Annotated in this window: 20 protein-coding genes and 1 pseudogene; 10 read left to right on the plus strand and 11 right to left on the minus strand. The window is 73.3% G+C overall.

Going from position 1 to position 23,897, the window contains the following annotated elements:
• Window position 1: 1 nt before the first annotated feature.
• On the plus strand, window positions 2–892 hold the full coding sequence (gene gnd / locus ACFYX4_RS13395) for a phosphogluconate dehydrogenase (NAD(+)-dependent, decarboxylating) (RefSeq protein ID WP_389330783.1): 891 nt from the start codon (window positions 2–4) through the stop codon (window positions 890–892).
• Window positions 893–951: 59 nt separating this feature from the next.
• Window positions 952–2,394: a membrane-associated oxidoreductase gene (locus ACFYX4_RS13400; protein WP_389330786.1), complete on the plus strand. Its 1,443-nt coding sequence runs from the start codon at window positions 952–954 to the stop codon at window positions 2,392–2,394.
• A 1-nt stretch (window position 2,395) separates the two neighbouring features.
• Here ACFYX4_RS13400 and ACFYX4_RS13405 read toward each other — a convergent pair whose 3' ends face one another.
• Window positions 2,396–4,201, minus strand: a complete 1,806-nt coding sequence (locus tag ACFYX4_RS13405) for a bifunctional sugar phosphate isomerase/epimerase/4-hydroxyphenylpyruvate dioxygenase family protein (protein WP_389330788.1) — start codon at window positions 4,199–4,201, stop codon at window positions 2,396–2,398.
• Window positions 4,202–4,224: 23 nt separating this feature from the next.
• On the minus strand, window positions 4,225–5,100 hold the full coding sequence (locus ACFYX4_RS13410) for a shikimate dehydrogenase (RefSeq protein WP_389330791.1): 876 nt from the start codon (window positions 5,098–5,100) through the stop codon (window positions 4,225–4,227).
• 156 nt (window positions 5,101–5,256) lie between these two features.
• Here ACFYX4_RS13410 and ACFYX4_RS13415 point away from each other — a divergent pair, with 156 nt between their 5' ends.
• The 4 genes from ACFYX4_RS13415 to ACFYX4_RS13430 all read left to right on the plus strand — a co-directional run bounded on the left by ACFYX4_RS13415 (window position 5,257) and on the right by ACFYX4_RS13430 (window position 10,645).
• A complete protein-coding gene (locus ACFYX4_RS13415; RefSeq protein WP_389330794.1) occupies window positions 5,257–5,922 on the plus strand; it encodes a TetR family transcriptional regulator in 666 nt (221 codons plus the stop codon).
• A gap of 272 nt (window positions 5,923–6,194) precedes the next feature.
• Entirely contained in the window at window positions 6,195–7,562 is a 1,368-nt protein-coding gene (locus tag ACFYX4_RS13420; protein WP_389330797.1) for an MFS transporter, read from the plus strand.
• 160 nt (window positions 7,563–7,722) lie between these two features.
• Window positions 7,723–8,166, plus strand: a complete 444-nt coding sequence (locus ACFYX4_RS13425) for a helix-turn-helix transcriptional regulator (protein WP_389330800.1) — start codon at window positions 7,723–7,725, stop codon at window positions 8,164–8,166.
• Window positions 8,167–8,254: 88 nt separating this feature from the next.
• On the plus strand, window positions 8,255–10,645 hold the full coding sequence (locus ACFYX4_RS13430; RefSeq protein ID WP_389330803.1) for an ATP-binding cassette domain-containing protein: 2,391 nt from the start codon (window positions 8,255–8,257) through the stop codon (window positions 10,643–10,645).
• A 270-nt stretch (window positions 10,646–10,915) separates the two neighbouring features.
• Here ACFYX4_RS13430 and ACFYX4_RS13435 read toward each other — a convergent pair whose 3' ends face one another.
• On the minus strand, window positions 10,916–11,323 hold the full coding sequence (locus tag ACFYX4_RS13435) for a VOC family protein (RefSeq protein ID WP_389330806.1): 408 nt from the start codon (window positions 11,321–11,323) through the stop codon (window positions 10,916–10,918).
• A gap of 91 nt (window positions 11,324–11,414) precedes the next feature.
• Here ACFYX4_RS13435 and ACFYX4_RS13440 point away from each other — a divergent pair, with 91 nt between their 5' ends.
• The 3 genes from ACFYX4_RS13440 to ACFYX4_RS13450 are packed head-to-tail and all read left to right on the plus strand — an operon-like array spanning window position 11,415 to window position 14,867.
• Window positions 11,415–12,071 (plus strand): TetR/AcrR family transcriptional regulator, encoded by a 657-nt coding sequence (locus tag ACFYX4_RS13440; RefSeq protein ID WP_389330809.1) that lies wholly within the window; start codon window positions 11,415–11,417, stop codon window positions 12,069–12,071.
• Entirely contained in the window at window positions 12,068–13,579 is a 1,512-nt protein-coding gene (locus tag ACFYX4_RS13445; protein WP_389330812.1) for an MFS transporter, read from the plus strand. Before ACFYX4_RS13440 ends, ACFYX4_RS13445 begins: the two co-directional genes overlap by 4 nt.
• Window positions 13,580–13,637: 58 nt before the next feature.
• Complete coding sequence (locus ACFYX4_RS13450; RefSeq protein WP_389330814.1) at window positions 13,638–14,867, plus strand: serine hydrolase domain-containing protein; 1,230 nt, start codon at window positions 13,638–13,640, stop codon at window positions 14,865–14,867.
• Window positions 14,868–14,879: 12 nt separating this feature from the next.
• Here ACFYX4_RS13450 and ACFYX4_RS13455 read toward each other — a convergent pair whose 3' ends face one another.
• The 4 genes from ACFYX4_RS13455 to ribA form a co-directional block, all read right to left on the minus strand.
• Complete coding sequence (locus ACFYX4_RS13455) at window positions 14,880–16,091, minus strand: saccharopine dehydrogenase family protein (protein WP_389330817.1); 1,212 nt, start codon at window positions 16,089–16,091, stop codon at window positions 14,880–14,882.
• Window positions 16,084–17,145 (minus strand): saccharopine dehydrogenase, encoded by a 1,062-nt coding sequence (locus ACFYX4_RS13460; protein WP_389330820.1) that lies wholly within the window; start codon window positions 17,143–17,145, stop codon window positions 16,084–16,086. Before ACFYX4_RS13460 ends, ACFYX4_RS13455 begins: the two co-directional genes overlap by 8 nt.
• On the minus strand, window positions 17,142–18,290 hold the full coding sequence (locus ACFYX4_RS13465; protein WP_389330823.1) for an NAD(P)/FAD-dependent oxidoreductase: 1,149 nt from the start codon (window positions 18,288–18,290) through the stop codon (window positions 17,142–17,144). Before ACFYX4_RS13465 ends, ACFYX4_RS13460 begins: the two co-directional genes overlap by 4 nt.
• 109 nt (window positions 18,291–18,399) lie before the next feature.
• Window positions 18,400–19,059 (minus strand): GTP cyclohydrolase II, encoded by a 660-nt coding sequence (ribA, locus tag ACFYX4_RS13470; RefSeq protein WP_389330826.1) that lies wholly within the window; start codon window positions 19,057–19,059, stop codon window positions 18,400–18,402.
• Window positions 19,060–19,097: 38 nt separating this feature from the next.
• On the opposite strand from ribA, the gene ACFYX4_RS13475 reads away from it, so the two are divergent.
• Window positions 19,098–19,862 (plus strand): creatininase family protein, encoded by a 765-nt coding sequence (locus ACFYX4_RS13475; protein ID WP_389330829.1) that lies wholly within the window; start codon window positions 19,098–19,100, stop codon window positions 19,860–19,862.
• A 191-nt stretch (window positions 19,863–20,053) separates the two neighbouring features.
• On the opposite strand, the pseudogene ACFYX4_RS13480 reads toward ACFYX4_RS13475, so the two are convergent.
• From ACFYX4_RS13480 to ACFYX4_RS13495, 4 genes and pseudogenes are all read right to left on the minus strand, one after another.
• Window positions 20,054–21,091, minus strand: a pseudogene (locus ACFYX4_RS13480) (lysylphosphatidylglycerol synthase transmembrane domain-containing protein); the annotation flags it as partial.
• On the minus strand, window positions 21,091–22,236 hold the full coding sequence (locus ACFYX4_RS13485; RefSeq protein WP_389330832.1) for a trans-aconitate methyltransferase: 1,146 nt from the start codon (window positions 22,234–22,236) through the stop codon (window positions 21,091–21,093). The pseudogene ACFYX4_RS13480 and the gene ACFYX4_RS13485, both read right to left, overlap by 1 nt.
• Window positions 22,233–23,426, minus strand: coding sequence for a glycosyltransferase family 4 protein (locus ACFYX4_RS13490; protein ID WP_389330835.1), 1,194 nt, complete (start codon window positions 23,424–23,426; stop codon window positions 22,233–22,235). The genes ACFYX4_RS13485 and ACFYX4_RS13490 overlap by 4 nt, the downstream gene beginning before the upstream one ends.
• Window positions 23,423–23,821, minus strand: coding sequence for a 6-pyruvoyl tetrahydropterin synthase family protein (locus ACFYX4_RS13495; RefSeq protein WP_389330838.1), 399 nt, complete (start codon window positions 23,819–23,821; stop codon window positions 23,423–23,425). The genes ACFYX4_RS13490 and ACFYX4_RS13495 overlap by 4 nt, the downstream gene beginning before the upstream one ends.
• Between the last annotated feature and the right edge of the window lie 76 nt (window positions 23,822–23,897).

A 23,897-nucleotide genomic window follows, 5' to 3' on the forward strand; every position in this document is an offset into this window, starting at 1 on the left:
CATGGCATCGACGCAGTTGGGCCTGATCGGTCTCGGCAAGATGGGCGGCAACATGCGCAGCCGCATCCGCAACGCCGGACACACCGTCATCGGCTACGACCGCAACCCCGAACTCTCCGACGTGGCGGGGCTGCCCGAGCTGGTCGCCCGGCTCGACGCGCCGCGCACCGTCTGGGTGATGGTCCCGGCCGGCCCCGCCACCCAGTCGGTCATCGACGAGCTCGGGGACCTCCTGGAGGCCGGCGACACCGTCGTCGACGGCGGCAACTCCCGCTGGACGGACGACGAGAAGCACGCCGCCGAGCTCGGCGCCAAGGGCATCGGCTTCGTCGACGCCGGCGTCTCCGGCGGCGTCTGGGGCCTGGAGAACGGCTACGCCCTGATGGTGGGCGGCGACAAGGAGCACGTCGAGCGCCTGAAGCCCATCTTCGACGCGCTCAAGCCGGAGGGCCCCTACGGCTACGTCCACGCGGGCAAGGTCGGCGCCGGGCACTTCTCGAAGATGGTCCACAACGGCATCGAGTACGCCATGATGCAGGCCTACGCCGAGGGCTGGGAGCTGCTGGAGAAGGTCGACTCGGTCACCGACGTGCGCGAGGTGTTCCGCTCCTGGCAGGAGGGCACGGTCATCCGTTCCTGGCTGCTGGACCTGGCGGTCAACGCCCTCGACGAGGACGAGCACCTGGACAAGCTGCGCGGCTACGCGGAGGACTCCGGCGAGGGCCGCTGGACGGTGGAGGCCGCGATCGACAACGCGGTGCCGCTCCCGGCGATCACGGCGTCGCTGTTCGCGCGGTTCGCCTCCCGCCAGGACGACTCCCCGCAGATGAAGATGATCGCCGCGCTGCGCAACCAGTTCGGCGGCCACGCCGTCGAGTCGGCCAAGGAGTGAATCCGGCCGCGGGGGCGCGTGGTTGACACCTCCCGGAGGGCCCGCCAGAGTCGCGGCTGATGGAGATCGACGATCTGACACCGGCCGAACGGCGCGTCTGGCGGGCCTTTCCCACGGGCGCCACCGTGGACCTGCGCGCCCTGGGTGAGGAGGACGGTCCCGAACGCACCGTCCGCGCGGTCGTGTTGCGGGCCCTGCTGCTCAACGGCCCCCGGGAGGCGGGCGAGGTGGCCGCTCTCAAGGTGCTGGGCGCGCGCGTCACCGGCGTGCTCGACCTGCGGTACGCGGTCGTCGACAGCGTGGCCCGTCTCGGGTACTGCCGCTTCGAGGAGGCGCCCCGCCTGGCCGGCGCCCAGCTCGGCTACCTCAGTCTGCGCGACTCCGTCCTGCCCGGGCTCGGGGCGGCGCGGACCCGGATCGACGGCAGCCTGCGGCTGACGCGCTGCCGCATCGACGGGCCGGTGTACCTCGGCGGCGCCCAGATCTCCGGAGCGCTGTTCCTGGACGAGGCGCGGATCACCAGCGAGGACCCCGACCGGCCGGTGCTCCAGCTCAACCAGATCACCGTCGACGACGACCTCTGCGCCCGCGGGCTGCGCGCCCGGGGGCTGATCCGGCTCGACGGCGCCACCGTCGCCGGCTCCCTCGACCTCCAGGACGCCGAGCTGAGCAACCCCGGCGCCCACGTCCTGGACGCCGAGTCCCTGGACCTGGGCGCCAACCTGCTGGGCCGACGGCTGCGCGCCCATGGCCGGATCGATCTGCGCGGCGCGCGCATACCCGGCCGGCTGGACCTGATGCGGACGACTCTGTCCAACCCCGGCGACACCGCCCTGCGGGCCAGCAGCTGTGTCATCGGCGAGCTGTGGCTGCGCGACGGCGACCCCGTCGAGGGCCGCCTCAACCTGCGGCGCGCCGAGATCAACCAGCTCCATCTGTCGCCGGAGATGCTGCCCGACCAGGTGCGCCTGCTCGACCTCACCTACACCTTCCTCACCCCGCACGAGCCCGCCGAGCGGCGGCTGCCGATGCTGGAACGCGACGACGACGCGTTCGACCCGCACGCCTACGAGCAGCTGACCGCCGCGTACCGGCGCGTCGGCGACGACCGGGCCGCCCGGCTCGTCCAGCTCGCCAAGCAGCGCCGGCACCGCGGCACGCTCCCCTGGTACGGGCGGCTGTGGGGCCACCTCCAGGACGCCACCGTCGGCTACGGCTTCCGCCCGCTGCGCGCCGCGGTCTGGCTGCTGTCGCTGCTCGCCGTCGGCTCGGTCGCCTTCGCTCAGCGGCACCCGCGCCCTCTGAAGCCGTCCGAGGCGCCCGACTTCGACCCGGTCTTCTACACGCTCGACCTGCTGCTGCCCGTGATCTCCTTCGGGCAGGAGTCGGCGTTCGCCCCGGCGGGCGGCTACCGGACGCTGTCGTACGTCCTCGTCCTCACCGGGTGGATCCTGGCCACGACCGTCGTCGCGGGCGTGACCCGCAGCGTCAGCCGCCAGTGATTCAGCGGGCGGCGCCGTACCGGGCGGTGCGCTGGGCGGCGAGCCGCACCGGCGCGTTCGCCGCGCCGTAGCCCTGGTAGCCGCCGTCGCGCTGGACCAGTTCGAAGAAGACCCGGCCGACGGTGTGCGTGTAGCAGTGCCGGAACACGCCGTGGGCGTCCCGGTCGTAGAGGATGCCCAGCTCGCGGTAGACGTCCAGCTCGCCGTCGGCGAACTCGTACCGGGCCGCGAGGTCGTCGTGGTAGTTCGCCGGGATCGGCAGCAGCCGGCCGCCGGCCTCGGTGAAGCGGCGGGCCGCGGCGACCACGTCGTCGGTGGCCAGCGCGATGTGCCGGGCGTGCGCGGTGTCGTCGCCGGGGGCCGCGCCGACGGTGAGCGGGAAACGGACGCCGCCGTCGGCGGTGCTGACGGCACGGCTGCGCAGCAGGCCGTAGGGGTCGGCGACGTCCACGCTCTCCTGGGCGTCCAGGCCGAGGACCGCGCGGTGGAAGAGGACGGCCTCGTCGAAGTGGTGCCAGGGCTGGGTGAGGGAGAGGTGGTCGATGCGAAGGGGGTCCGGTGCGGGAGGTGTGTGCGGGAGATCCTCGAAGTCGGCGCGCCAGTCGGGGAGTTCGGGGCGGCCGGTGGCGCAGAGGAAGAGTTCCGTGCCGTCCGGGGCGGCGACGGCGTCCAGCGGGGCGTCCTCGGGGGCGCGGCGGCGCGGCAGGACGGGCGACAGCAGGGCCTCGGCGCGGCGGGCGGCACCGGCCGGGTCCGGCGACTCCAGTCCGACGGCGGCCAGGCAGGCGCCGTCGCGCCGGGCGGCCGGGCCGGTGTTGACCAGGACGCGGGCCTCGCCCCGCTCCCACAGCTCGACCGGCTTGCCGCGGTGGCGGGCGGTGCGGGTGAAGCCGAGGGCGCCGAGGAGCCCGGAGACGGGTTCGGCGTCCGGGGCGACCAGCTCGGCGAAGGCGATCCCGGTGGGGACGACGGGGGCGGGGAGGTCGCCGAGGCCGACCTGTTCCTGGAGGACGAGGAGGGAGCGGCGGGCGTCCAGTGCGGTGGGCCCGGCGTCGGCCTGCCGGAAGACGTCGTTGAAGACCTCCAGGGAGAGCGGCCCTTCGTAGCCGGCGCGCAGCACGTGCCGCAGCAGTCCGGCGACGTCGAAGCCGCCCTGGCCGGGGAAGCAGCGGTGGTGGCGGCTCCACTGGAGGACGTCCATGCCGAGGAGCGGGGCGTCGGCCAGCTGGAGGAAGAAGATCTTCTCGCCGGGGATGTCCGCGATGCCTTCGAGGTCCTTCGGGTCGGACGACCGGGAGAGGATGTGGAAGCTGTCCAGGCAGGTGCCGAGCGCGGGGTGGCCGGCCTGTTCGACGATGCGCCAGGCGTGGTCGTACGTGCTGACGTGCCGTCCCCAGGCGAGTGCCTCGTAGGCGACGCGGACGCCGTGGTCCCGGGCGAGGTCGGCCAGCCGGCTCAGCTGTCCGGCGGCGAGGGCGTCGTCGTCCCGGGCGAGCGGGGAGACGCTGGAGCAGACCAGGACGGTGTCGGCGCCGAGCCGGTTCATCAGCGCGAACTTGGCGCGGGCGCGGCGCAGGTTGCGGGCGAACTCGTCCTCGGGCACGGCCTCGACGTCACGCATCGGCTGGTAGAGGTCGATCGTGAGGCCGAGGTCGGCGCAGCGGGCGCGGATCTCCTCGGGGGCGAGGGGGCTGGCGAGCAGGTCGTTCTCGAAGATCTCGACGCCGTCGAAACCGGCCCGCGCGGCTGCCGTGAGCTTCTCGGTGAGGGAGCCGCTCAGGGAGACGGTGGCGATGGACGTACGCACCTGGGTGCCTCTCTTCCGGGGGGCTACTTGGAGGTCGGGACGGCGCCGGCCAGTGCGGCGATGTCGGCGAGCATGCGCGCGCTGTCGGGTTCCCGGCCGGTGAACAGGCGGAACGCGTCGACGGCCTGGAACACGGCCATGCCGCCGCCGTCCAGCACGGCGCAGCCGGCCGCGCGCGCGGTGCGCAGCAGCTCGGTCTCCAGCGGCCGGTAGACGACCTCCGCCACCCACAGCGCCGGGCGCAGCAGCGCGGCCGGGAAGGGCAGGCCGGGGTGGGCGGCCATCCCGGTGGGGGTGGCGTGCACGACGCCGTCGGCCCCGGCGAGCAGTTCGCCGAGGCGGTCCGGGGCCGCGGCGGCCGCCCGGCCGGCCCCGAAGTGCCGGTTCAGGGAGTCGGCGAGGGCGGCGGCCCGCTCGGGCAGCGCGTCCACGACGGTCACCCGGCCGGCGCCCAGGGTGAGCGTGGCGTGCGCGACGGCCGCGCCCGCGCCGCCCGCGCCCAGTTGCACGACCCGCTCCAGCGGCACGTCGGGCAGCCCGCGCGCGAAGGAGGCGGCGAAGCCGGTGACGTCGGTGTTGTGGCCGACCGCCCGGCCGTCCTCGAAGACGACGGTGTTGACCGCGCCCAGCGCCTCCGCCTGCGGGGCGAGCGCGTCCAGGTGGGGGATGACGAGCTGCTTGCAGGGGTGCGTGATGTTCAGCCCGTCGAAGCCCAGGTCGCGGGCGGCGCGCACCAGATCGCCGACCGCCTCGGGGCCGACGCCCAGCGCGTCGATGTCGATGAGCCGGTACACGTAGCGCAGCCCCTGGCGGTCCGCCTCCCGCTCGTGCAGCGCCGGGCTGAGAGAGGGGCCGATGCCGGAACCGATCAGTCCGACGAGATACGAGTCCTTGGTCACGCGGACCTCCTGAACGGCCGAGCAATGTACGAACCAGTGAGTTAGTCATAACACCGGTGAGGGTGCGCGCGGAAGACCTCTCTGCCCACGGGGACGGTTCAGGCTTCTAGAATCGCGGCACGCGAGTGACCAGCGCCCTACGCCCGAAGGATCCCGATGACCAGCGTCGACGAACCGGCACGACCGAACGGGCGGATCCGCGACGCCGCCCGCACCCAGGCCGAGATCCTCGACGTGGCCACCCAGGAGTTCGCCCGGGTCGGGTACGCCGGGGCCCGCGTCGACGACATCGCCGCCCGCACCAGCACCACGAAGCGGATGATCTACTACTACTTCGGCGGCAAGGAGCAGCTGTTCACCGCCGTGCTGGAGCGGGCCTACGGCGTGATCCGCGAGGCCGAGCAGCAGCTCGACGTCGAGCATCTGGACCCGGTCGCGGCGATCCGCCGGCTGGCCGAGGTGACCTTCGACCACCATGAGCGGCACCCGGACTTCATCCGCCTGGTCAGCATCGAGAACATCCACGAGGCCGTGCACATCGCCGCCTCCGAGAAGCTCGGCAAGATCGGCTCGCCGGCGCTCGACGTCATCCGCCGCATCCTGGCCTCGGGGCAGGAGTCCGGGCTGTTCACGGCCGACGTCGACGCGGTCGACCTGCACGCGATGATCAGCTCGTTCTGCTTCTTCCGGGTGGCCAACCGGCACACCTTCGGGGCCCTGTTCGGACGGGACCTGGTCGACCCGGCGCAGCGCGAGCACTACCGCGCCATGCTGGGCGACATGGTGATCGCCTACCTGACGGCGGAGCGGACGGCGCACTGACACCGCGGCGGACGGCGGCCTGACACCAGTCCGGACGGCGGACCGACGCCGGGCACGGCGGGCGGCGCCGCACACCGCGCGGAAACGGCGCGCGGGACCCCTTGACAGCAGCGAAACGCGGGCGCAACATCCCTACCCAACCGCTACTAACTATCCAGTGCGTTAATTAGCCGGGTAGCGCCCGGCAGAGCCGCCCCGTCACCCCAGGGATCCGGCCCCTTCTCCCCTTCCCTCACTCCGCCTACGTTGGAGTCCCCTCGAAGGAGCACGCCGTGTCCGTCCCCGCAGCACCCCACGACGACGCCCCTCCGCCCGCCCACACCGGTCAGCCCAAGAAGGCCGCCGCGGCGGCCTGGATCGGCAGCGCCCTGGAGTACTACGACTTCTTCATCTACGGCAGCGCGGCGGCGCTGATCTTCCCGAAGGTCTTCTTCGACGAGTCCGACCCGGCCACGGCGACCCTGCTGTCGCTGGCCACGTTCGGCGTCGCGTACGCGGCCCGCCCGATCGGCGCGCTGTTCCTCGGCCACTACGGCGACCGCGTGGGCCGCAAGAAGATCATGGTGTTCACGCTCATCCTCATGGGCGTGTCGACGTTCCTGATCGGCTGCCTGCCCACGCGTGCCCAGGTCGGCACGCTCGCCCCGGTCCTGCTGGTGCTGTGCCGGGTGCTCCAGGGCATCTCGGCGGCCGGCGAGCAGGCCAGCGCCAACTCCATGACGCTGGAACACGCCCCGGCGGCGAAACGGGGCTTCTTCACGAGCTTCACGCTCAGCGGCACCCAGGGCGGTCAGCTCCTGGCCACGCTCGTCTTCATCCCGATCGCCGCGCTGCCCGAGGACCAGTTGCTGTCCTGGGGCTGGCGGGTGCCGTTCTGGCTGAGCTTCGCGGTCGCCGTCGTCGGCTTCGTCATCCGCCGCAAGCTGGACGAGACGCCGGCCTTCGCCCAGCAGGCCGAGACCGAGGGCGTCGCGAAGCTGCCGCTGGCGATCCTGCTGCGCGAGCACTGGGCCGACGTGCTGCGGGTGATCGCGGGGGCGCTCGTCGCCTCGGTCTCCACGATCTTCACGGTGTGGGCGCTGGCCTACGCCACCAGCGACGCGGTCGGGATGAGCCGCTCGTCCATGCTGTGGGTGGGCGCGCTGGCCAACCTGGTCGCGCTCGGCGCGATCCCGCTGTGGGCCTCGCTGTCCGACCGCATCGGCCGCCGCCCGGTGTTCCTGATCGGCGCGGCCGGCAGCGCGGCGGCGATGTTCGCCTACCTGTGGGCGATCTCCACGGGCAGCTACCCGCTGGCCCTGGTGCTGGGCGTCATCACCTTCGGCGTCGTCTACAGCGCCGCGAACGGCGTGTGGCCGTCCTTCTACGGCGAGATGTTCTCCACCCGGGTCCGGCTGTCGGGCATGGCGATCGGCACCCAGATCGGCTTCGCGGTGGCGGGCTTCGCGGTCACCTTCGCCGCGCAGATCGCGGGCCCGGACGGCGACGACTGGTCGGCGGTGGCGCTCTTCACGGCCGCGCTGTGCGTCCCCCCGGTGATCGCGGCGCTGACGGCCCGCGAGACGGCGAAGGTCCCGACGGAACGACTGGGCGTGCGCACTCCCGAGGAGACCCCCCGGCCGGAGACGGTGACGGCCTGATCCCCACGCCGCCGCTCCCTCGCTCCCCCACTCCCCCAGCCCCGGATGCCGCCCACGGCCCGGGGCTGGGGCACGCCTGCGCGATGTTGGCCGAACATCGCCCGTGGAGTGGGCGGACGACACTGGGCGACTCGGCCGGTGGCGTGGCACGATCGCCCAGGTGACGAGCAGACCTGACGCGGCGCAGCGCCTCAGCGACCTGGCGCGGCTGCGCCGCGTCCGCGACCGGATCGACCGGGAGTACGCGCAGCCGCTGGACGTGGAGGCGCTCGCGCGCGGCGTGCACATGTCGGCCGGGCACCTCAGCCGTGAGTTCCGGCGCGCCTACGGCGAGTCGCCGTACTCGTACCTCATGACGCGGCGCATCGAGCGCGCGATGGCCCTGCTGCGGCGCGGCGACCTCAGCGTCACCGACGTCTGCATCGCCGTCGGCTGCTCCTCGCTGGGCACCTTCAGCACCCGTTTCACGGAGCTGGTGGGCGTGCCGCCCAGCGTCTACCGGCAGGACCCGGAGCGTGCGACCGCCGGGATGCCCTCCTGCGTGGCGAAGCAGGTCACGCGACCGGTCAGAAAACGAGAAGCGCCGCCTCCCGGCCGCCCCTAGCGTGACGTCCATGGACACCAGCACTCACGCGGGCCTCCCCTCGGACCAGACAGCGAAGACGGCCCCGCGTGACAGAGGGAGAGACACGATGAGCACGGCCACGAGCACCGGCCCGGACGACAGCACAGGCGTTCACGTCGCCGACAGCCATGAGCTGATCCGGGTGCACGGCGCGCGCGAGAACAATCTCAAGGACGTCAGCATCGAGATCCCGAAACGCCGGCTGACGGTGTTCACCGGCGTCTCCGGCTCGGGCAAGAGCTCGCTGGTGTTCGACACGATCGCCGCCGAGTCGCAACGCCTGATCAACGAGACCTACAGCACCTTCGTGCAGGGGTTCATGCCGACGCAGGACCGGCCCGAGGTCGACGTCCTGGACGGACTCACCACCGCGATCATCGTCGACCAGCAGCGGATGGGCGCCGACCCCCGCTCCACCGTCGGCACCGCCACCGACGCCAACGCGATGCTGCGGATCCTCTTCAGCCGGCTCGGCAAGCCGCACATCGGCCCGCCGAGCGCGTACTCCTTCAACACCGCCTCGGTGCGCGGCAGCGGGGCGATCGCCGTCGGCGGCAAGAAGGCGGTCAAGGCGACCTACTCCCGCACCGGCGGCATGTGCACCCACTGCGAGGGCCGGGGCACGGTCTCCGACATCGACCTCACCCAGCTCTACGACGACTCCAAGTCGATCGCGGAGGGCGCGTTCACCATCCCGGGCTGGAAGTCGGACAACGTGTGGACGGTGGGCGTCTACGCCGAGTCGGGCTTCCTCGACCCGAACAAGCCGATCCGTGAGTTCACCGAGCAGGAGATGCGGGACTTCCTGCACCGTGAGCCGACCAAGGTGAAGGTCAACGGCGTCAACCTGACGTACGAGGGACTGATCCCCAAGATCCAGAAGTCGTTCCTGTCCAAGGACAAGGAGGCGATGCAGCCGCACATCCGGGCGTTCGTGGAACGGGCGGTCACCTTCACCACCTGTCCCGAGTGCGACGGCACCCGGCTCAGCGAGGGCGCCCGCTCGTCGAAGATCGGCGAGATCAGCATCGCCGAGGCCTGCGCGATGGAGATCCGGGACCTGGCCGAATGGGTCCGCGGACTGCGTGAGCCCTCGGTGGCCCCGCTGCTCAGCGCGTTGCAGCGGACCCTCGACTCGTTCACGGAGATCGGTCTCGGCTATCTCTCGCTGGACCGGCCGTCGGGCACCCTGTCGGGCGGCGAGGCGCAGCGCGTGAAGATGATCCGCCACCTCGGCTCCTCGCTGACCGACGTGACCTACGTCTTCGACGAGCCGACCGTCGGTCTGCACCCCCATGACATCCAGCGCATGAACGGCCTGCTGCTGCGGCTGCGGGACAAGGGGAACACGGTGCTCGTCGTGGAGCACAAGCCGGAGACCATCGCGATCGCCGACCATGTCGTCGACCTCGGGCCTGGCGCGGGCACGGCGGGCGGCACCGTCTGCTTCGAGGGCGACCTGGACGGGCTGCGCGCGAGCGACACCGTCACCGGACGCCATCTCGACGACCGGGCGGCCCTGAAGAAGTCGGTGCGCGCGTCCACCGGCACGCTGGAGATCCGCGGCGCGACCGCGCACAACCTGAAGAGCGTGGACGTCGACGTCCCGCTCGGCGTCCTGTGCGTGGTCACCGGCGTGGCCGGCTCCGGCAAGAGCTCGCTGATCCACGGCTCCGTCCCGGCCGGCGAGGGCGTGATCTCCGTCGACCAGACGCCGATCCGCGGCTCGCGGCGCAGCAACCCGGCGACGTACACCGGTCTGCTCGAGCCGATCCGCAAGGCCTTCGCCAAGGCCAACGGCGTGAAGCCGGCGCTGTTCAGCGCCAACTCCGAGGGCGCGTGCCCCACGTGCAACGGCGCCGGCGTCCTCTACACCGACCTGGCGATGATGGCCGGCGTCAGCACCACCTGCGAGGAGTGCGAGGGGAAGCGGTTCCAGGCGTCGGTGCTGGAGTACCACCTCGGCGGCCGGGACATCAGCGAGGTTCTGGCGATGTCGGTGACGGAGGCCGAGGAGTTCTTCGGCGCCGGCGAGGCGCGCACCCCGGCCGCGCACGCCGTCCTGACCCGGCTCGCCGACGTGGGCCTCGGCTATCTCACCCTCGGCCAGCCGCTCACCACGCTCTCGGGCGGCGAGCGGCAGCGGCTCAAGCTGGCCACCCACATGGCCGACAAGGGCGGCGTCTACGTGCTCGACGAGCCGACGACCGGTCTCCACCTCGCCGACGTCGAGCAGTTGCTCGGCCTGCTGGACCGGCTCGTCGAGTCCGGCAAGTCCGTCATCGTGATCGAGCACCACCAGGCGGTGATGGCGCACGCCGACTGGATCATCGATCTGGGCCCCGGCGCGGGCCACGACGGCGGCCGGATCGTCTTCGAGGGCACCCCCGCCGACCTGGTCGCCGCCCGCTCCACCCTCACCGGCGAACACCTGGCCGCCTACATCGGCCGGGACTGATCCGCCGGGCTCCGGACTCCGCCGCTGATCCGGCGGAGTCCGGGCCTCGACGCCGAATCGGCGGGTCCCGGACCTCGGTGTCGAACCGGCGGGCTCCGCGCCTCGGCGCCGATCCGGGCAGGCTCCGGACCTCGGCGCCACTCCAGCAGGCTCCGGACACGGCACCGATCCGGCCGGCTCCAGACCTCGGAGCCGATCCGGCCGGCTCCAGACCTGCCGCCACACCGGCAGGCTCCGGACCCGCCGCCGCTCCGGGAGACCCGGGCGGACTCACTCGTTGGACCAGCCCCGCCGGCACAGCACCAGCCGGTACCCGTCCGGGTCCTCCACCGTCACGCCCCACTCGTTCCAGTACGGGTTGGGCGACTCGACCCGCTTGCCCCCGTGCCCCTCCAGCCGGTCCACCAGTTCGCCGGGCACGGGGCCGTCGAGGTAGACGACGAGCAAGTCCTCCTCGGTGGGCCGGGGTTCGACGGGGCTGCCGGGGTCGTGGACCAGCTCCAGGTGCCAGCCGGCCTCGGGTCGGCCGAGCATCAGCAGATCGTGCTCCCCGGGGTGACCGCCCTCGGCCCGCCACAGGACGTTCAGCCCCAGCCCGTCGGCCCAGAACCGCTCGGCCGCGGCGAGATCGCGGGACGGGCGGGCGATCCGGATGTGACTGCGTCCGTCGAAGGGCATTGCGACATCTCCTCACGTGGCGGTGATCTGCCGTGCAGCGTAGGCAGATCACCCGTAGACACTGTCTACTCACGGCTGGTAGACAGTGTCTATGCATGAGTCGTCCTCCAGCGAACCGCCGAAGCCGCCGCAGACGCCGCCGCAGCGGCAGCGGCAGCCGCAGCCGCCGGACAAGAGCGAGCCCGATCTACGGGTCCGGCTCGTCGACGTCGGTGTGGACCTGCTGGCCGAGGAGGGCGTCGGCGCGCTGACGCTGCGGGAGATCGCCCGCCGGGCGGGCGTCTCGCACGGGGCGCCGCGCCGCCACTTCCCCACCCATCTGGAGCTGTTGTCGGCGATCGCCCGCCGCGGCTTCACCGAGCTGGCCGGCCGGGTGACGACGACACTGGGCGACGGCGTCTCGGCGCCGCGCGCACAGCTGACCCAACTGAGCCGCTCCTACCTGGAGTTCGCTCTGGAACGGCCCGGCATGTACGAGTTGATGTTCCGTCACGATCTGTTGCAGAGCGGTCACTTGCGGCTGAGGGACACCAGCCTTCCCCTGTTCCGCGTGCTGGTCGAGCTCGTCGGACGCGTCCGCCCCGACGCCGACGCCCGTGCGGTCGCGGGCGCGTTGTGGGCGAACCTGCACGGCCTCGCCCAGCTCTGGCGCTGGGGCAGTCTCCAACTGGCCACCGGAGCGGACGACTTCACCCCGCTCCTGCGGACCGCTCTCGACGCCCACCTGGGACCGGAGGCGGGCCGGTGAAGCGTCCCCTCGCCCTCGCGAGCAGTGTGGCCGGCGCGGCGGTCGTCGCGTTGGACGGCACGGTGCTCACCGTCGCCCAGCCCACCCTGCGGCGCGATCTGCACGCCTCGGTCGCGGAGGTCCAGTGGACCACCACCGGGTATCTCGTGGCGGTGGCCGGCCTGTTGATCTTCGCCGGGCGGCTCGGCGACCGGTACGGTCACCGCCGCACCTTCGCCGTCGGCATGCTCGGCTTCGGCGCGGCCTCGGCGGGCATCGCGCTGGCGCCCGACGTCGGCTGGGTGATCGGACTGCGGGTCGTCCAGGGCGTGTTCGGGGCGCTGTTGCAGCCGGCGACGCTCGGCATGCTGCGGATCGCCTACCCGCCGGAGGCGCTGCGGCGGCCGATCGCCGTGCGCACGGCGGCGATCGGGCTGGCGGCCGCCGTCGGACCGGTGGTGGGCGGGGCGCTGGCCACCGAGTACGGATGGCGGGCGGTGTTCCTCGTCAACATCGTGCCCGCGCTGGCCTTCGGCGTGCTCGCGCTGGCCTTCCCCGGTCGGGCCGGGGAGCGCGGGCGGGACGGGGAGCGCGGGTGGGACGGGGAGCGCGGGCGGGACGGGGAGCGCGGGCGGGACGGGGAGCGCGGGCGGGCCGGGGCAACGGACGCGAGGTCGCTGGACGTCCCGGGCGCGCTGCTGCTCGCGGTGGCGCTGGCGTGTCTGGTGCACACCCTCGTCGGCCTCGCCATGACCGGGTCGGTGGCCGTGACCGCCGTGACCGCCGTGACCGCCGTCGCCGCCGGCGTCGCCTTCGTCCGCCACGAGCGCCGCACCCCGGCCCCGCTGCTGCCGCCGGACGTGATCGGCTCACCGCCGGTGGGCGCGGCGCTCGCCCTGCTGGTCACCGCCTCTGCCGCGCTCAACGGCGCGCTGTTCGCCTGCGTCCACCTCCTCCAGGACGGCCTGGGGCTCACGCCGCTGCGCACCGCCCTGCTCAGCCTCCCGCTGGCCGTGCTGCTGGTGGCCGCCGCGCCCACGTCCGCCGTCCTGCTGCGCCGGGCCGGGGCCCGGGTGACCGTCGCGGGGGCGACGGCCGCCCTCGCCGCCGGTCCGCTCGTCCTCGCGCGGGCCTCCGGAGCACCGGCCTTCGGCTTCGGGTTCGCCCTGCTGGGGGCCGGTTTCGGCGCGGTGATGGTCGCGGCGACCCATGTCGTCGTACGGCAGGCTCCCGCCGAGTCCGCCGGGGTGGCGGGCGGGCTCCAGCAGACGGCGATGAACGTCGGACCGGCGCTCGGGGTGGCCGCGGCAGCCGTGCTGATGGAACTGGCCGGGCCCCGCTCGCCCCTCGCCGTACTGGCGGTGGCGACCGCGGTGGCGATCCCGGCGTGCCGCCTCCTGCCGGGCCGCTCCAAGCCGGGCACCGGGCCGCACACCGGGCCCCGCCCCGGCCCGAGCGACGCAAAGCACACAGGTCACGGCGTGGAAAGGGGTTCTTTCGCGTCGTCCCTACGCGACCATGAGGTCTGAGGGCGATCCGGTGGGGTATGTCGGACCGCACCTCGAACGAGCGCACCGGAGGAGAGCGATGGCACAACTGCGACAAGAGGTCGACCCGAGCGAGGTCGGGCTGGACGCGAAGGCGCTGGACCGTCTCGACCAGCATGTCGCCCACTACGTCGACGAGGGACGCCTGCCCGGCTTCCTCGTGGCCGTCGCCCGCGGCGGCCGTATCGCCCATCTCACCGCGCACGGCCACCGTGACGTCGCCGCCGGGCTCCCCGTCGAGGCCGACACCCTCTACCGGATCTACTCGATGACCAAGCCGGTCACCTCGGTCGCCGCGCTGATGCTGGTGGAGGAGGGGCGGCTCTCCCTCGACGACCCGATCGCCGACCATCTCCCGGCCTTCGCCGACCAGCGCGTGTACGTCTCCGGCTCCGGTGCCGACATGGCCACCCGGCCGGTCGGGCAGCCGATCCTGGTGCGGCATCTGCTGACCCACACCGCGGGGCTGACCTTCGCCTTCTACCACTGCCACCCGGTCGACGCCCTCTACCGCGAGGCCGGCCTGGAGTCGGCGGTGCTGCCGGGCTCGGACCTGGCCGGGACCGTCGAGGCGTACGCGCGGCTGCCCCTCCAGTACGAGCCGGGCACCCAGTGGAACTACTCGGTGGCCACCAACGTGCTGGGCCGGATCGTCGAGGTCGTCTCCGGCCGCCCCCTGGACGAGTTCCTCGCCGAGCGGATCTTCCAGCCGCTCGGCATGCCCGACGCCGGCTTCCAGGTCAGCGACGAACAGGCCGGGCGGCTGGCCGAGTTGTACGGGGACACCGAGAGCGGCGCCATAGAGCCGATCGCCGGTCTGCCGCTGTTCGGACGGCCCCGGTTCCTGTCGGGCAGCGGCGGCATGGTGGCGACCCCCTACGACATCCACCGCTTCATGGAGCTGCTCCGCCGCCGCGGCGAACTGGACGGCGTGCGACTGCTCCGTCCGGAGACGGTGGACCTGATGACCCGCAACCATCTCCCCGGCGGCGCGGACCTGCGCACCGTCGGCAGCCGTCCCGCCCACGACGAGCCCGGCAACGACGGCGTGGGCTTCGGCCTCGGCGTCTCGGTCGTGATCGACCCGAGCCGCACCCAAGCCCCGTCAGGGCTGGGCACGTTCGGCTGGAGCGGGGTGGCCACGACCACGTTCTGGGTCGATCCGAGCCGGGACGTCACCGTGCAGTTCCTGACGCAGTTGAGGCCGAGGAAGTCGCTGAAGCTCTACCCCGACCTCAAGCGCCTGGTGCACGAGGCGATCAAGGACTGACCGAACTGGCGGCTACGGGCCGGCCGGCGGATCGTCGACGCGCAGGGTGAACGGGACTCCTTCCCGGGCCAGTTCACCCAGCCAGTCCCGTGACCGTCCCTCCGTCTCGGCGGCACGGCTCAACCCCGCGGGCAGTGTGCCGTCGAGGATGTGCCGGACGCCGAGGGCGAGGGGCCGGGAGACGCAGCGGGCCATCGCACTCTCCTCCTCGTCGCCCACCAGGTCCAGCAGGTGACTGCCGGACCACGAGGCCCCGTCGTCGGCCCGCACCGCCAGTGACACGGCGAGGACGACCCGGTCGCGGTCGGCGTCGGTGGTGGGGTGCTCGGCCGCCAACTCCCTTGCCAGCGCGGCGATCCTCGCGTCGTCGCCAGCCGTCAGCTCCTCGAACACCGGCTGCCACGCCCGCCGCCAGCCGCCCAGCCGGAGCGTGCCGCGCACGAACGTCAGCGGTCGCCAGGCCTCGGGCAGCCCGTACTGCTCGACGAAGGGGACGCTGTCGCGGTTGGGGTAGACCTCGAAGGTCTCCCCGCCCACGGTGTGCTCCCGGGTCGCCTCCCATGGCCGCCCGGCGGTGGTCTCGCCGCCGTCCTCGATGTAACGGGCGGGCGAGCGCAGGGCGTTGAGGACGCCGAAGGGCGCCCAGCTGAAGCGGTAGCGGAAGTCGTTCGGGACGGCGGGGATGCCGCCGCAGTAGGAGGTGAAGCGGTAGGCGGCCGGCGTGCCCGCGCCGATCGCCGCGCGGGCACGTCCGACGAGGTCGTGCGCGAAGAGGTGGTCGATGCCGGGGTCGAGTCCGGCCTCGGTCAGCACGACGGTCCCGGCGTCGACGGCGGCGGGCACGTGCTCCAGCACCGCGTCCGAGACATAGCTCGAACAGGCGAAGTGCGCCCGCCGCTCGGCGCACGCCGCCAGCAGCGGGGCGTGCTCCGTGGCCGGAAGCATCGACACCACCACGTCGCCCGGGGCGAGTTCGGCGATGAGCGCGTCGAGCGTGTACGCGCGTGGCTCCGCCCGTCCGGTCAGACCCAGGCGACGGAGGGCCTCGGCGGCACGCGCCTCGGTACGGTGCCAGAGCCGGACGCTCCCAGCAGGCCCATCCTGGCCGGTAGGGCCCGCCTGCCCGGCGTACTCGCACAGGGCGGCCAGTCCGCTGCCCGTGGACAGGCCCGCTCCGACCCAGTGCACCGTTCCGCTCGCGGGGGTGCGGTGATGTTCAGCCACGACCGGACTCCCCTTCCTCGACGCCGAGTTCACGAGAGGCCTGGTGGAAGCGGTTCAGGCAGCGCTCCCAGGGGTCGCCCGCGCCGAAGTCGAGCAGGAGCGGCAGCAGGGACGCGCTGAAGCCGGTGCTGGACTCGCGGGGCAGCAGGGACGGCAGGTTGTCGATGGCGATCAGGTCGAGCGGGGGCTCCTTGCACAGCCGTCGTACCGGGTCCGTCCACTCGGTCGTGCGGTCGTACACCGGCAGGACGTTGAGGGGCGAGCCCACGTCGCAGGTGACGTCGGAGAGGGTGCGCAGCCGGCGGGCCGGGTCGTCGAGGTCCTCCTCGCGCACGAAGGGCGGGACGGGGGTGGTGGCGAGGACGGCGTTGACCATGACCTCGTGGTCCAGCAGGGCGCGGCGGTCCAGTTCGCGGGTCTCCGCCAGGTCCCAGCAGACGGGGTCGACGCCCGCCGTGGCGAACGCGGCCCGCGCGCCCCGGCCGCTGCGGCCCAGAGCGCCGACGACGAGGGCGGTGAAGGGCTCGTCGCCGGGCGCGGGACGCAGCGTCTCGTCCAGGTCGTCCTTGCCGGCCGGGCGCAGGGGCGCGGTCAGCCGGCCCCGGTGGTGGAGGGCCGCGAGGGCCGCGCCGAGGTAGCCCGCCCAGAAGCCGAAGGCGGCGAGCCTACGCCCGTGGTCGTCCACCAGGTACTCCAGGTCGAGGAGCGCCCCTCCCCCGGCGGCGAACCGGCGGAGCAGCTCGGCGGCCCCCGGCTGCCGCTTGTAGGCGTGCCCGAAGTAGATATGACGATGCGTCAGATCAGTTGGTACGTCGGGGAGTTCCTTCAGGCCCAGGACGACGGCGTCCCTGGGCGAGGACGTCCAGGAGCCCGCGGGTGCGATCCGGGCGCCGGCCGCCTCGTACTCCCCCGCCGGGAAGATCCGCTGCGGGGAGTCCTCCACGGTCAGTTCCACCCCGCTGTCCACCAGTCGCCGGGCGTCGTCGGGGACGATCGGGGTGCGGCGTTCGGTGGAGCGGACCTCGTGGCGCAGCCACAGGTGGAGTTCGGTCATACGCGGTTGACCTCCGGACGCGGGGCGTCGGCCTCGAAGCGGCCGGCGCCGAGGGGGGTGACGTCCACGAAGGGTACGCGTCCGAGGTACAGGTCGCGGACGACCTCGCCGACGGCCGGCCCCTGGAGGAAGCCGTGCCCGGAGAAGCCGGTCGCGTAGAGGAACCGGGAGACCGAAGTCGCCTCGCCGATCAGGGCGTTGTGGTCCGGGGTGACCTCGTACAGGCCCGCCCAGCCGCCGGTGCGGCGCAGGTCGAGGAGGGAGGGGGCGCGGCGTTGCATGGCCGCGGCGAGGCGGGGGATCCAGCGGTCGTGCGGGTCGGTGGCGAAGCCGGGTCTCTCGTCCGGGTCGGACATGCCGACGAGGAGGCCGGGGCCCTCGGCGTGGAAGTACAGGGTGCTGTTGAAGTCGATCGTCATCGGCAGGCCCGGCGGCAGTCCCCCGGGCACCGCTTCCGTGACCGCGATCTGGCGGCGCAGCGGCTGCACCGGCAGGTCCACGCCGACCATGGCGCCCACGGAGCGGGACCAGGCCCCGGCCGCGCAGATCACGGTGTTCGTGGTGATCCGGCCGAGGGTGGTCGTCACGGCGGTGATGGCGTCGCCGCGGGTCTCGATGCCGGTGACCGCGGTGTGCCGCAGGATGTGCGCGCCGTAGCGGCGGGCGGCGCCGGCGTAGCCGTGGACGACGGCCTCGGGGGTGCAGTGGCCGTCGTCGGGCGAGAAGGCGGCGGCGAGCAGGCCTTCGGTGCTGATCAGCGGGGAGAGGCGGCGGGCCTCGTCCGGGGAGATCATCCGGCTGGGCACGTCCAGGTCGTTCTGGAGCCGCACGCTCGCCTCGAAGGAGGCGACCTCCTCGGGCGTCGACAGCAGGAAGAGGTAGCCGACGCGGTGCAGGCCGATGTCGGTCCCGATCTCCTCCTGGAACCGTCCGAACAGCGCGAGGCTGCGCGCCCCGAGCTGGATGTTGACCTCGTCGGAGAACTGGGCGCGCACCCCGCCGGCGGCCCTAGACGTGGATCCCGCGCCGAGCTCGTCCCGCTCGACCAGCAGGACGTCCGGGACGCCGGCGGCGGCCAGGTGGTAGGCGATGCTGGTGCCCATCACCCCGCCGCCGATGACGACGACCGAGGCATACGTGTTCACGCGGGCGGCTCCTTTCGGCGGGCGGCCCCGGCCCGGGTGCGGAGGCCGAGGCTGTCACGCGCCGTCGCTGTCGTCGCCGGCGCGGGCCGGGAGACAGCCGGGAGCGGGGTCAGGACCAGTGGGCCACCGCGTCCAGGTGGGGCAGGTGGTGGTCCAGGCGCTCGCGCTTGGTGCGCAGGTAGGTGATGTTGTTCTCGCACGGCGGGATCAGCAGCGGCACCTCTTCGGCGACCTTGATGCCGTTCTCGACGAGCGCCTCGCGCTTGCGCGGGTTGTTCGACATCAGGCGGACCGAGCGCACGCCGAGGTCCTTGAGCATCTCGGCGGCCACGCGGTAGTCGCGGGCGTCCACCGGCAGGCCCAGCGCGAGGTTCGCCTCGACGGTGTCCAGGCCCTCCGCCTGGAGCGCCATGGCCCGCAGCTTGGCGAGCAGACCGATCCCGCGGCCCTCGTGCCCGCGCAGGTAGACGACGATGCCGCGGCCCTCGGCGACGACGGCGCGCAGCGCGGCGTCGAGCTGGTCGCCGCACTCGCAGTGCTGGGAGCCGAACGCGTCGCCGGTCAGGCACTCCGAGTGCAGCCGGATCAGCACGTCCTCGGCGCCGATCTCGCCGTAGACGAGGGCCACTTGCTCATCACCGCGGTCGTGGTCGAGGTAGCCGACCGCCTGGAATTTCCCGTACACGGTGGGCAGGGGCGCATTCACGACGCGTTCCACACCGGTGCGCTGCGGGGTCTTCTTGCCGAGCACGCCAATTTTTTCTGTCATGATCTGGTTCCTAAGCAGAGATGGAAGGCCGGGAAAAGATGAGTGGTTCGGAGATACGGTCGGCGGCGTACGGACTGTTGCCGGCGGACACCACGGAAGACGTGCGCGCTCGGGAATCGGGCGTCCCGGTCAAGGTGGCGGTCCTTCCGGTCGGAAGCTTCGAACAACACGGCCCGTACCTGCCGTTGGCCACCGACACGCTCGTCGCGTGCGCCATTGCCGCGGAGGTCGCCGCAGCGTACCCGGTGCAGCTCCTCCCGCCGGTGACCATCGCCTGCTCGCACGAGCACGCGGCCTGGCCGGGAACCGTCAGCATCTCGTCGGTGACCCTTCACGCGGTGGTACGGGACATCGCGGCGTCGCTGCGCCGCTCGGGCGTCGAGGCCCTGGTGGTGATCAACGGACACGGCGGGAACTACGTCCTGGGCAACGTCGTCCAGGAGGCTTCCGCCCGTGGGGAGCGGATGGCGCTCTTCCCGGCCCCGGAGGACTGGGAGGCGGCGCTGGAGCGGTCCGGGGTGTCGACCTCGCTGCTCACCGACATGCACGCCGGGGAGATCGAGACCTCGATCCTGCTGCACGCCCATCCCGAACTCGTCCGGCCCGGTTATGAGTCCGCAGATTTCACCGCGGACGACCGTCGCCATCTGCTCACCCTGGGAATGTCCGCCTATACCGATTCGGGCGTCATCGGCCGTCCTTCCCTGGGGTCGGCGGAAAAGGGCAAGGAACTCCTGGCGAGCCTTGCGGATTCCTTCGCCGCGTATTTCTCACTGCTGACGACGGAATCCGCGGGGTCCTGATCCGGCGCGGCAGTCCCTCCGGGTGCGGCCTGCGCACCGGGGGCCTCGGCCGCGGCGCCCGCGGGCGTCTCCCCACGGGTGCGCAGCGACGTGTACCAGCGGAACAGCAGGACCGCCGCTCCCGGCACCGCCGCCGCGAAGGTGAGCACTCCGTAGACGACCGCGACGGAGAGGCCGGTGCCCGCGCCGAGGCCGGCCGCGCCGAACGCCCAGGCGGTGACGCCCTCACGGGGGCCGAAGCCGCCGACGTTCAGCGGCAGGCCCATCGCGAGCAGGGCGAGGACCGCGAGCGGCAGCAGCGTCAGGACGGAGGCGTCGGCGCCGGCGACCCGGGCGGCCAGGACGAACGTCGCGATGTGCCCGGCGAGGACGACCGCCGACGACAGGGCGACGCCGGGCCCGTTGCGCCGGGACAGCAGCCCCTCGCGCGCCTCGGCCAGCGCCGCCCGGAGCCGTCCGCCCCGGCGCGGCCCAGCGGAGTTCATCCGCACGGCGAGGACGACGGCGAGCGCGCCGACGCCGCCCAGGGCGACCATCGGCGCGAAGTGCCGCACGTCCGCCCGCACCGGCGACGGCAGCGCCAGCAGCACCGTCACCCCGGCGACGGCCAGCGCGAGCTGCCCGGCCGTGCGCTCCAGGACGACGGCCCGCACGCCGCGTCCGACGTCTCCGGCGCTCTGCCCGTGCCGCACCGCGCGGTGCACGTCGCCGAGGATGCCGCCGGGCAGGGCGGCGTTCAGGAAGAGGGAGCGGTAGTAGTCGGCGACCGCCGGACCGAGCGGCAGCCGGATCCGCAGGCCGCGCGCCACCAGCGCCCACCGCCACGCGCTGAACACGGTGGTGACGACGCCGATGCCGAGCGCCGCCAGCAGCGTCGGGGCGTCGATCCGGCGCAGTCCGTCGAGGAAGACGCCGGTCCCCATCCGCCACAGCAGGACGGCGAGGATGGCGACTCCGGCGAAGGTGCCGAGATGGGTGCGGAGAGCGGGGGACTTGAGGCGGGCGAGGAAGGGACGCGCCGGCCGGCGCTCCGCCCGGGGCTCGGCGACGATCACGCCGATGCGGGCCGCCGAGACGGCGGCGTCCGTGCCCGCCCGGCGTCCGGCGCAACCGCCGCGGACCGTGACCACGGTGGCCCGCCCGGACCGCCGTGCGACCGGAGTCGTGCCCTCGCGCCTCATCGTCGGCGTCGTCGTGCGCACGCGCGCGCCCACCGTCTCCGCACTCATCACGCGCCGCCCGTCGGCCGGGCCAGGGCCAGCAGGTCGCTGTGGTGGACGGCGACCCGCAGCTCCCCGGCCGTGCAGGCGGCCAGCCGCCGGGTGAGGTACTCGTCGGCGCGGGCGGCGAGTTCGGGACGCTGTTCGACGGCCGCGCCGACCCAGCCGCGCAGCCACTGCGCGGTGAGGGCGGCCTGCTCGGGGCCGAGCCGCCAGGCGCTGGGGTGGACCTTCACCGTCGCGCCGCGGTCGGCGAACGCCTCGCAGGCGACGGTCACCGCGTCCGGGCCGAGGAGGCCGCCGCGCCGCTGGTGGTCGTTGAAGGCGGCGGCGATCTCCTCGTCCATCGGGTCCGGGTCGCCGAAGTCGACGCGTCCGGCGACCGACAGGGTGAGCAGCGCCGGGCAGCCCGCCCCGGCGCAGGCGGCGGCGAGGGTGCCGATCTCCTCGCGGGTGAGGACGTCGAGCAGCGCGGAGGCGGTCACCAGCGAGGCCCCGACCAGGGCGTCCGGGGTGAGGCGGGCTACGTCGCCGCGCCGCGTCTCGACGGTGACCCGGCTGCCGTCGGCGGCGGCGCGCGGGGAGGCGACGGCCGCGAAGTGCAGCAGGTAGGGGTCGCGGTCGTGCAGGATCCAGTGCTGGGGGCCGTCGAGGCGGGGCGCGAGCCAGCGGCCCATCGAGCCGGTTCCGCAGCCCAGGTCGTGGATGACCAGCCCGCCGGGGCGGCCGGGCAGGTTGGCGAGGCGGATCCGCAGCGGGTCGAGCAGGTCCAGCGCGCGGGCGGCCGCGTCGGCGGGCTCGCGCAGCTGGAGCCATTCGGGGGCGTAGCGGGGCGGCTCCTCCGATCCGGCGTCGTCGCGCAGCCGCACGGTGGGCCGCTCGCCGGGACGGGTCACCGGGCCCGCGCCGGCGATGACGGCGGACTCGTCGAGGTTCTGGCCCGTGACCGCTCCCGCGATCACATCCTCCGCGCTCGTCACCGCGGCGTCGCCGCTGTCGGTGCCACTGGTGCTGGTGCCGCTGGTGCTGATGTCGGTGTCCAAGGACGCCTCCCGAGGCCCCGGCTGGGCCGGTATGGCCGATATCGCCGGCGTGGCCGGCATGTCTCCCGCGTGCGGCGCCAGGTCCGTCGGCGTCACCGTCGTCTTCCTCATGCCGCCCTCCGGGGTTCGCTGGATAGCCGGCCGAGGACGCCGGCCAGGCTCTGGGCGGTGGACGCCCAGCCGTTCAGGGCCGCGCGGCGGCCGCGGGCGGCGGCCTTCAGCCGGCGTCGCACGTCGGCCTCGCCGAACCAGCCGCGCAGTTCGGACGCGAGGGCGGCCGGGTCCTCCGGCGGGACGAGGATGCCGGGGACGCCGCCGTCGGGGGCGCGGCCGACCGCCTCGGGCAGTCCGCCGACGTCCGTCGCGAGGACGGGGATGCCGCGCGCGAGGGCCTCCGTCACCGCCATGCCGTAGGTCTCGGCGTAGGAGGTGAGGACCATCAGGTCGGCGGTGGCGTAGGCGGCGTCGAGTTCGGCGCCGGCCTTCGGGCCCGCCAGCTCCAGCCGGTCCTGGAGGCCGTACTTGGCGATCAGGCCGCGCAGGTGGTCGACGTACTCGGGGTCCTGGCCGAGACCGCCCACGCAGGAGCAGGTCCAGGGCAGGTCGGTGACCGCGGCGAGCGCCTCGATCAGCCGGTGCTGGCCCTTGCGCGGGGTCACGGAGGCCACGCACAGCAGCCGGGAGACGCCGTCGGTGCCGGAGGCGAGCGGCGCGATGTCGGCGCCGGGGGCGGCGACGTGCACCTTCTCGGGGGCCAGGCCGTGGTGGGAGACGAGGCGGCGGACCGCCCACTCGCTGGTGGCGATGACCGCGGGGACGGCGCGGAGCACCTCGCGCTCCTTGGCGTCGAGCTCGGCCGCGACCTCGGGCGCGATGCCTCTCTCGTCGCCGAGCGGCAGGTGCACGAGGACGGCGAGCCGCAGCCGCTCCGCCTCGGGGACGACGATCTCGGGGACGCCGCAGGCGACAAGACCGTCCATGAGGACGATGGTCCCGTCCGGCAACTCGCTCAGCGTGCGGGCGAGTTCACCGCGGTCGGCGGTGCTCGGGCGGGGCCACTCACCGGAGACGAGATGCTTGTGGACCTGCCAGCCGAAGCCGGGGAGGTCCAGGCAGAGCCGCCGGTCGTAGGCGTTGCCGCCGGAGGGGTTCGCCGCGTCGTCGACGCCGCCCGGCATGACGAAGTGCACGGAGCGCAGGGACATGGGGATGATCCCGCCGATCTTCGGAGCTGCCGTCTGCGCGGGGACGTAGGCGAGCGAGGCCTGGGGAACGGCCTTCTCCAGGGTCACGTCGGTCACAGGGCACGCTCGTAACTCGCCCAGGCGATGTGCGACTCGTGGAGCGTGACGGAGATGGCGGCGATGCCGCGGGCGCCCTCGCCGAGCGCGCCCTTGTGGATCCGCTCGGCGAGCCGGTCGGCGATCACCTTGGCGAGGAACTCGGTGGAGGTGTTGACGCCGGCGAACTCGGGCTCGTTGTCGAGGTTTCTGTAGTTCAGCTCGCTCACCACGGCGCCCAGTTCCTGGGTCGCCAGGCCGATGTCGACGACGATGTTGTCGTCGTCCAGCTGTTCGCGGCGGAACGTCGCGTCCACCAGGAAGGTCGCTCCGTGCAGGCGCTGCGCGGGTCCGAAGACCTCGCCACGGAAGCTGTGGGCGATCATGATGTGATCGCGGACGGTGACACTGAACAACGGACGACCCTCCAGGTGCGGCGCGTCTTGTCCCCCGGCCATCGGCCGCCGGGGGATGCCGTGTAGTACGGCTCTT

It is taken from the genome of Streptomyces sp. NPDC002328 (genome assembly GCF_042890065.1).
Taxonomy (GTDB): domain Bacteria; phylum Actinomycetota; class Actinomycetes; order Streptomycetales; family Streptomycetaceae; genus Streptomyces.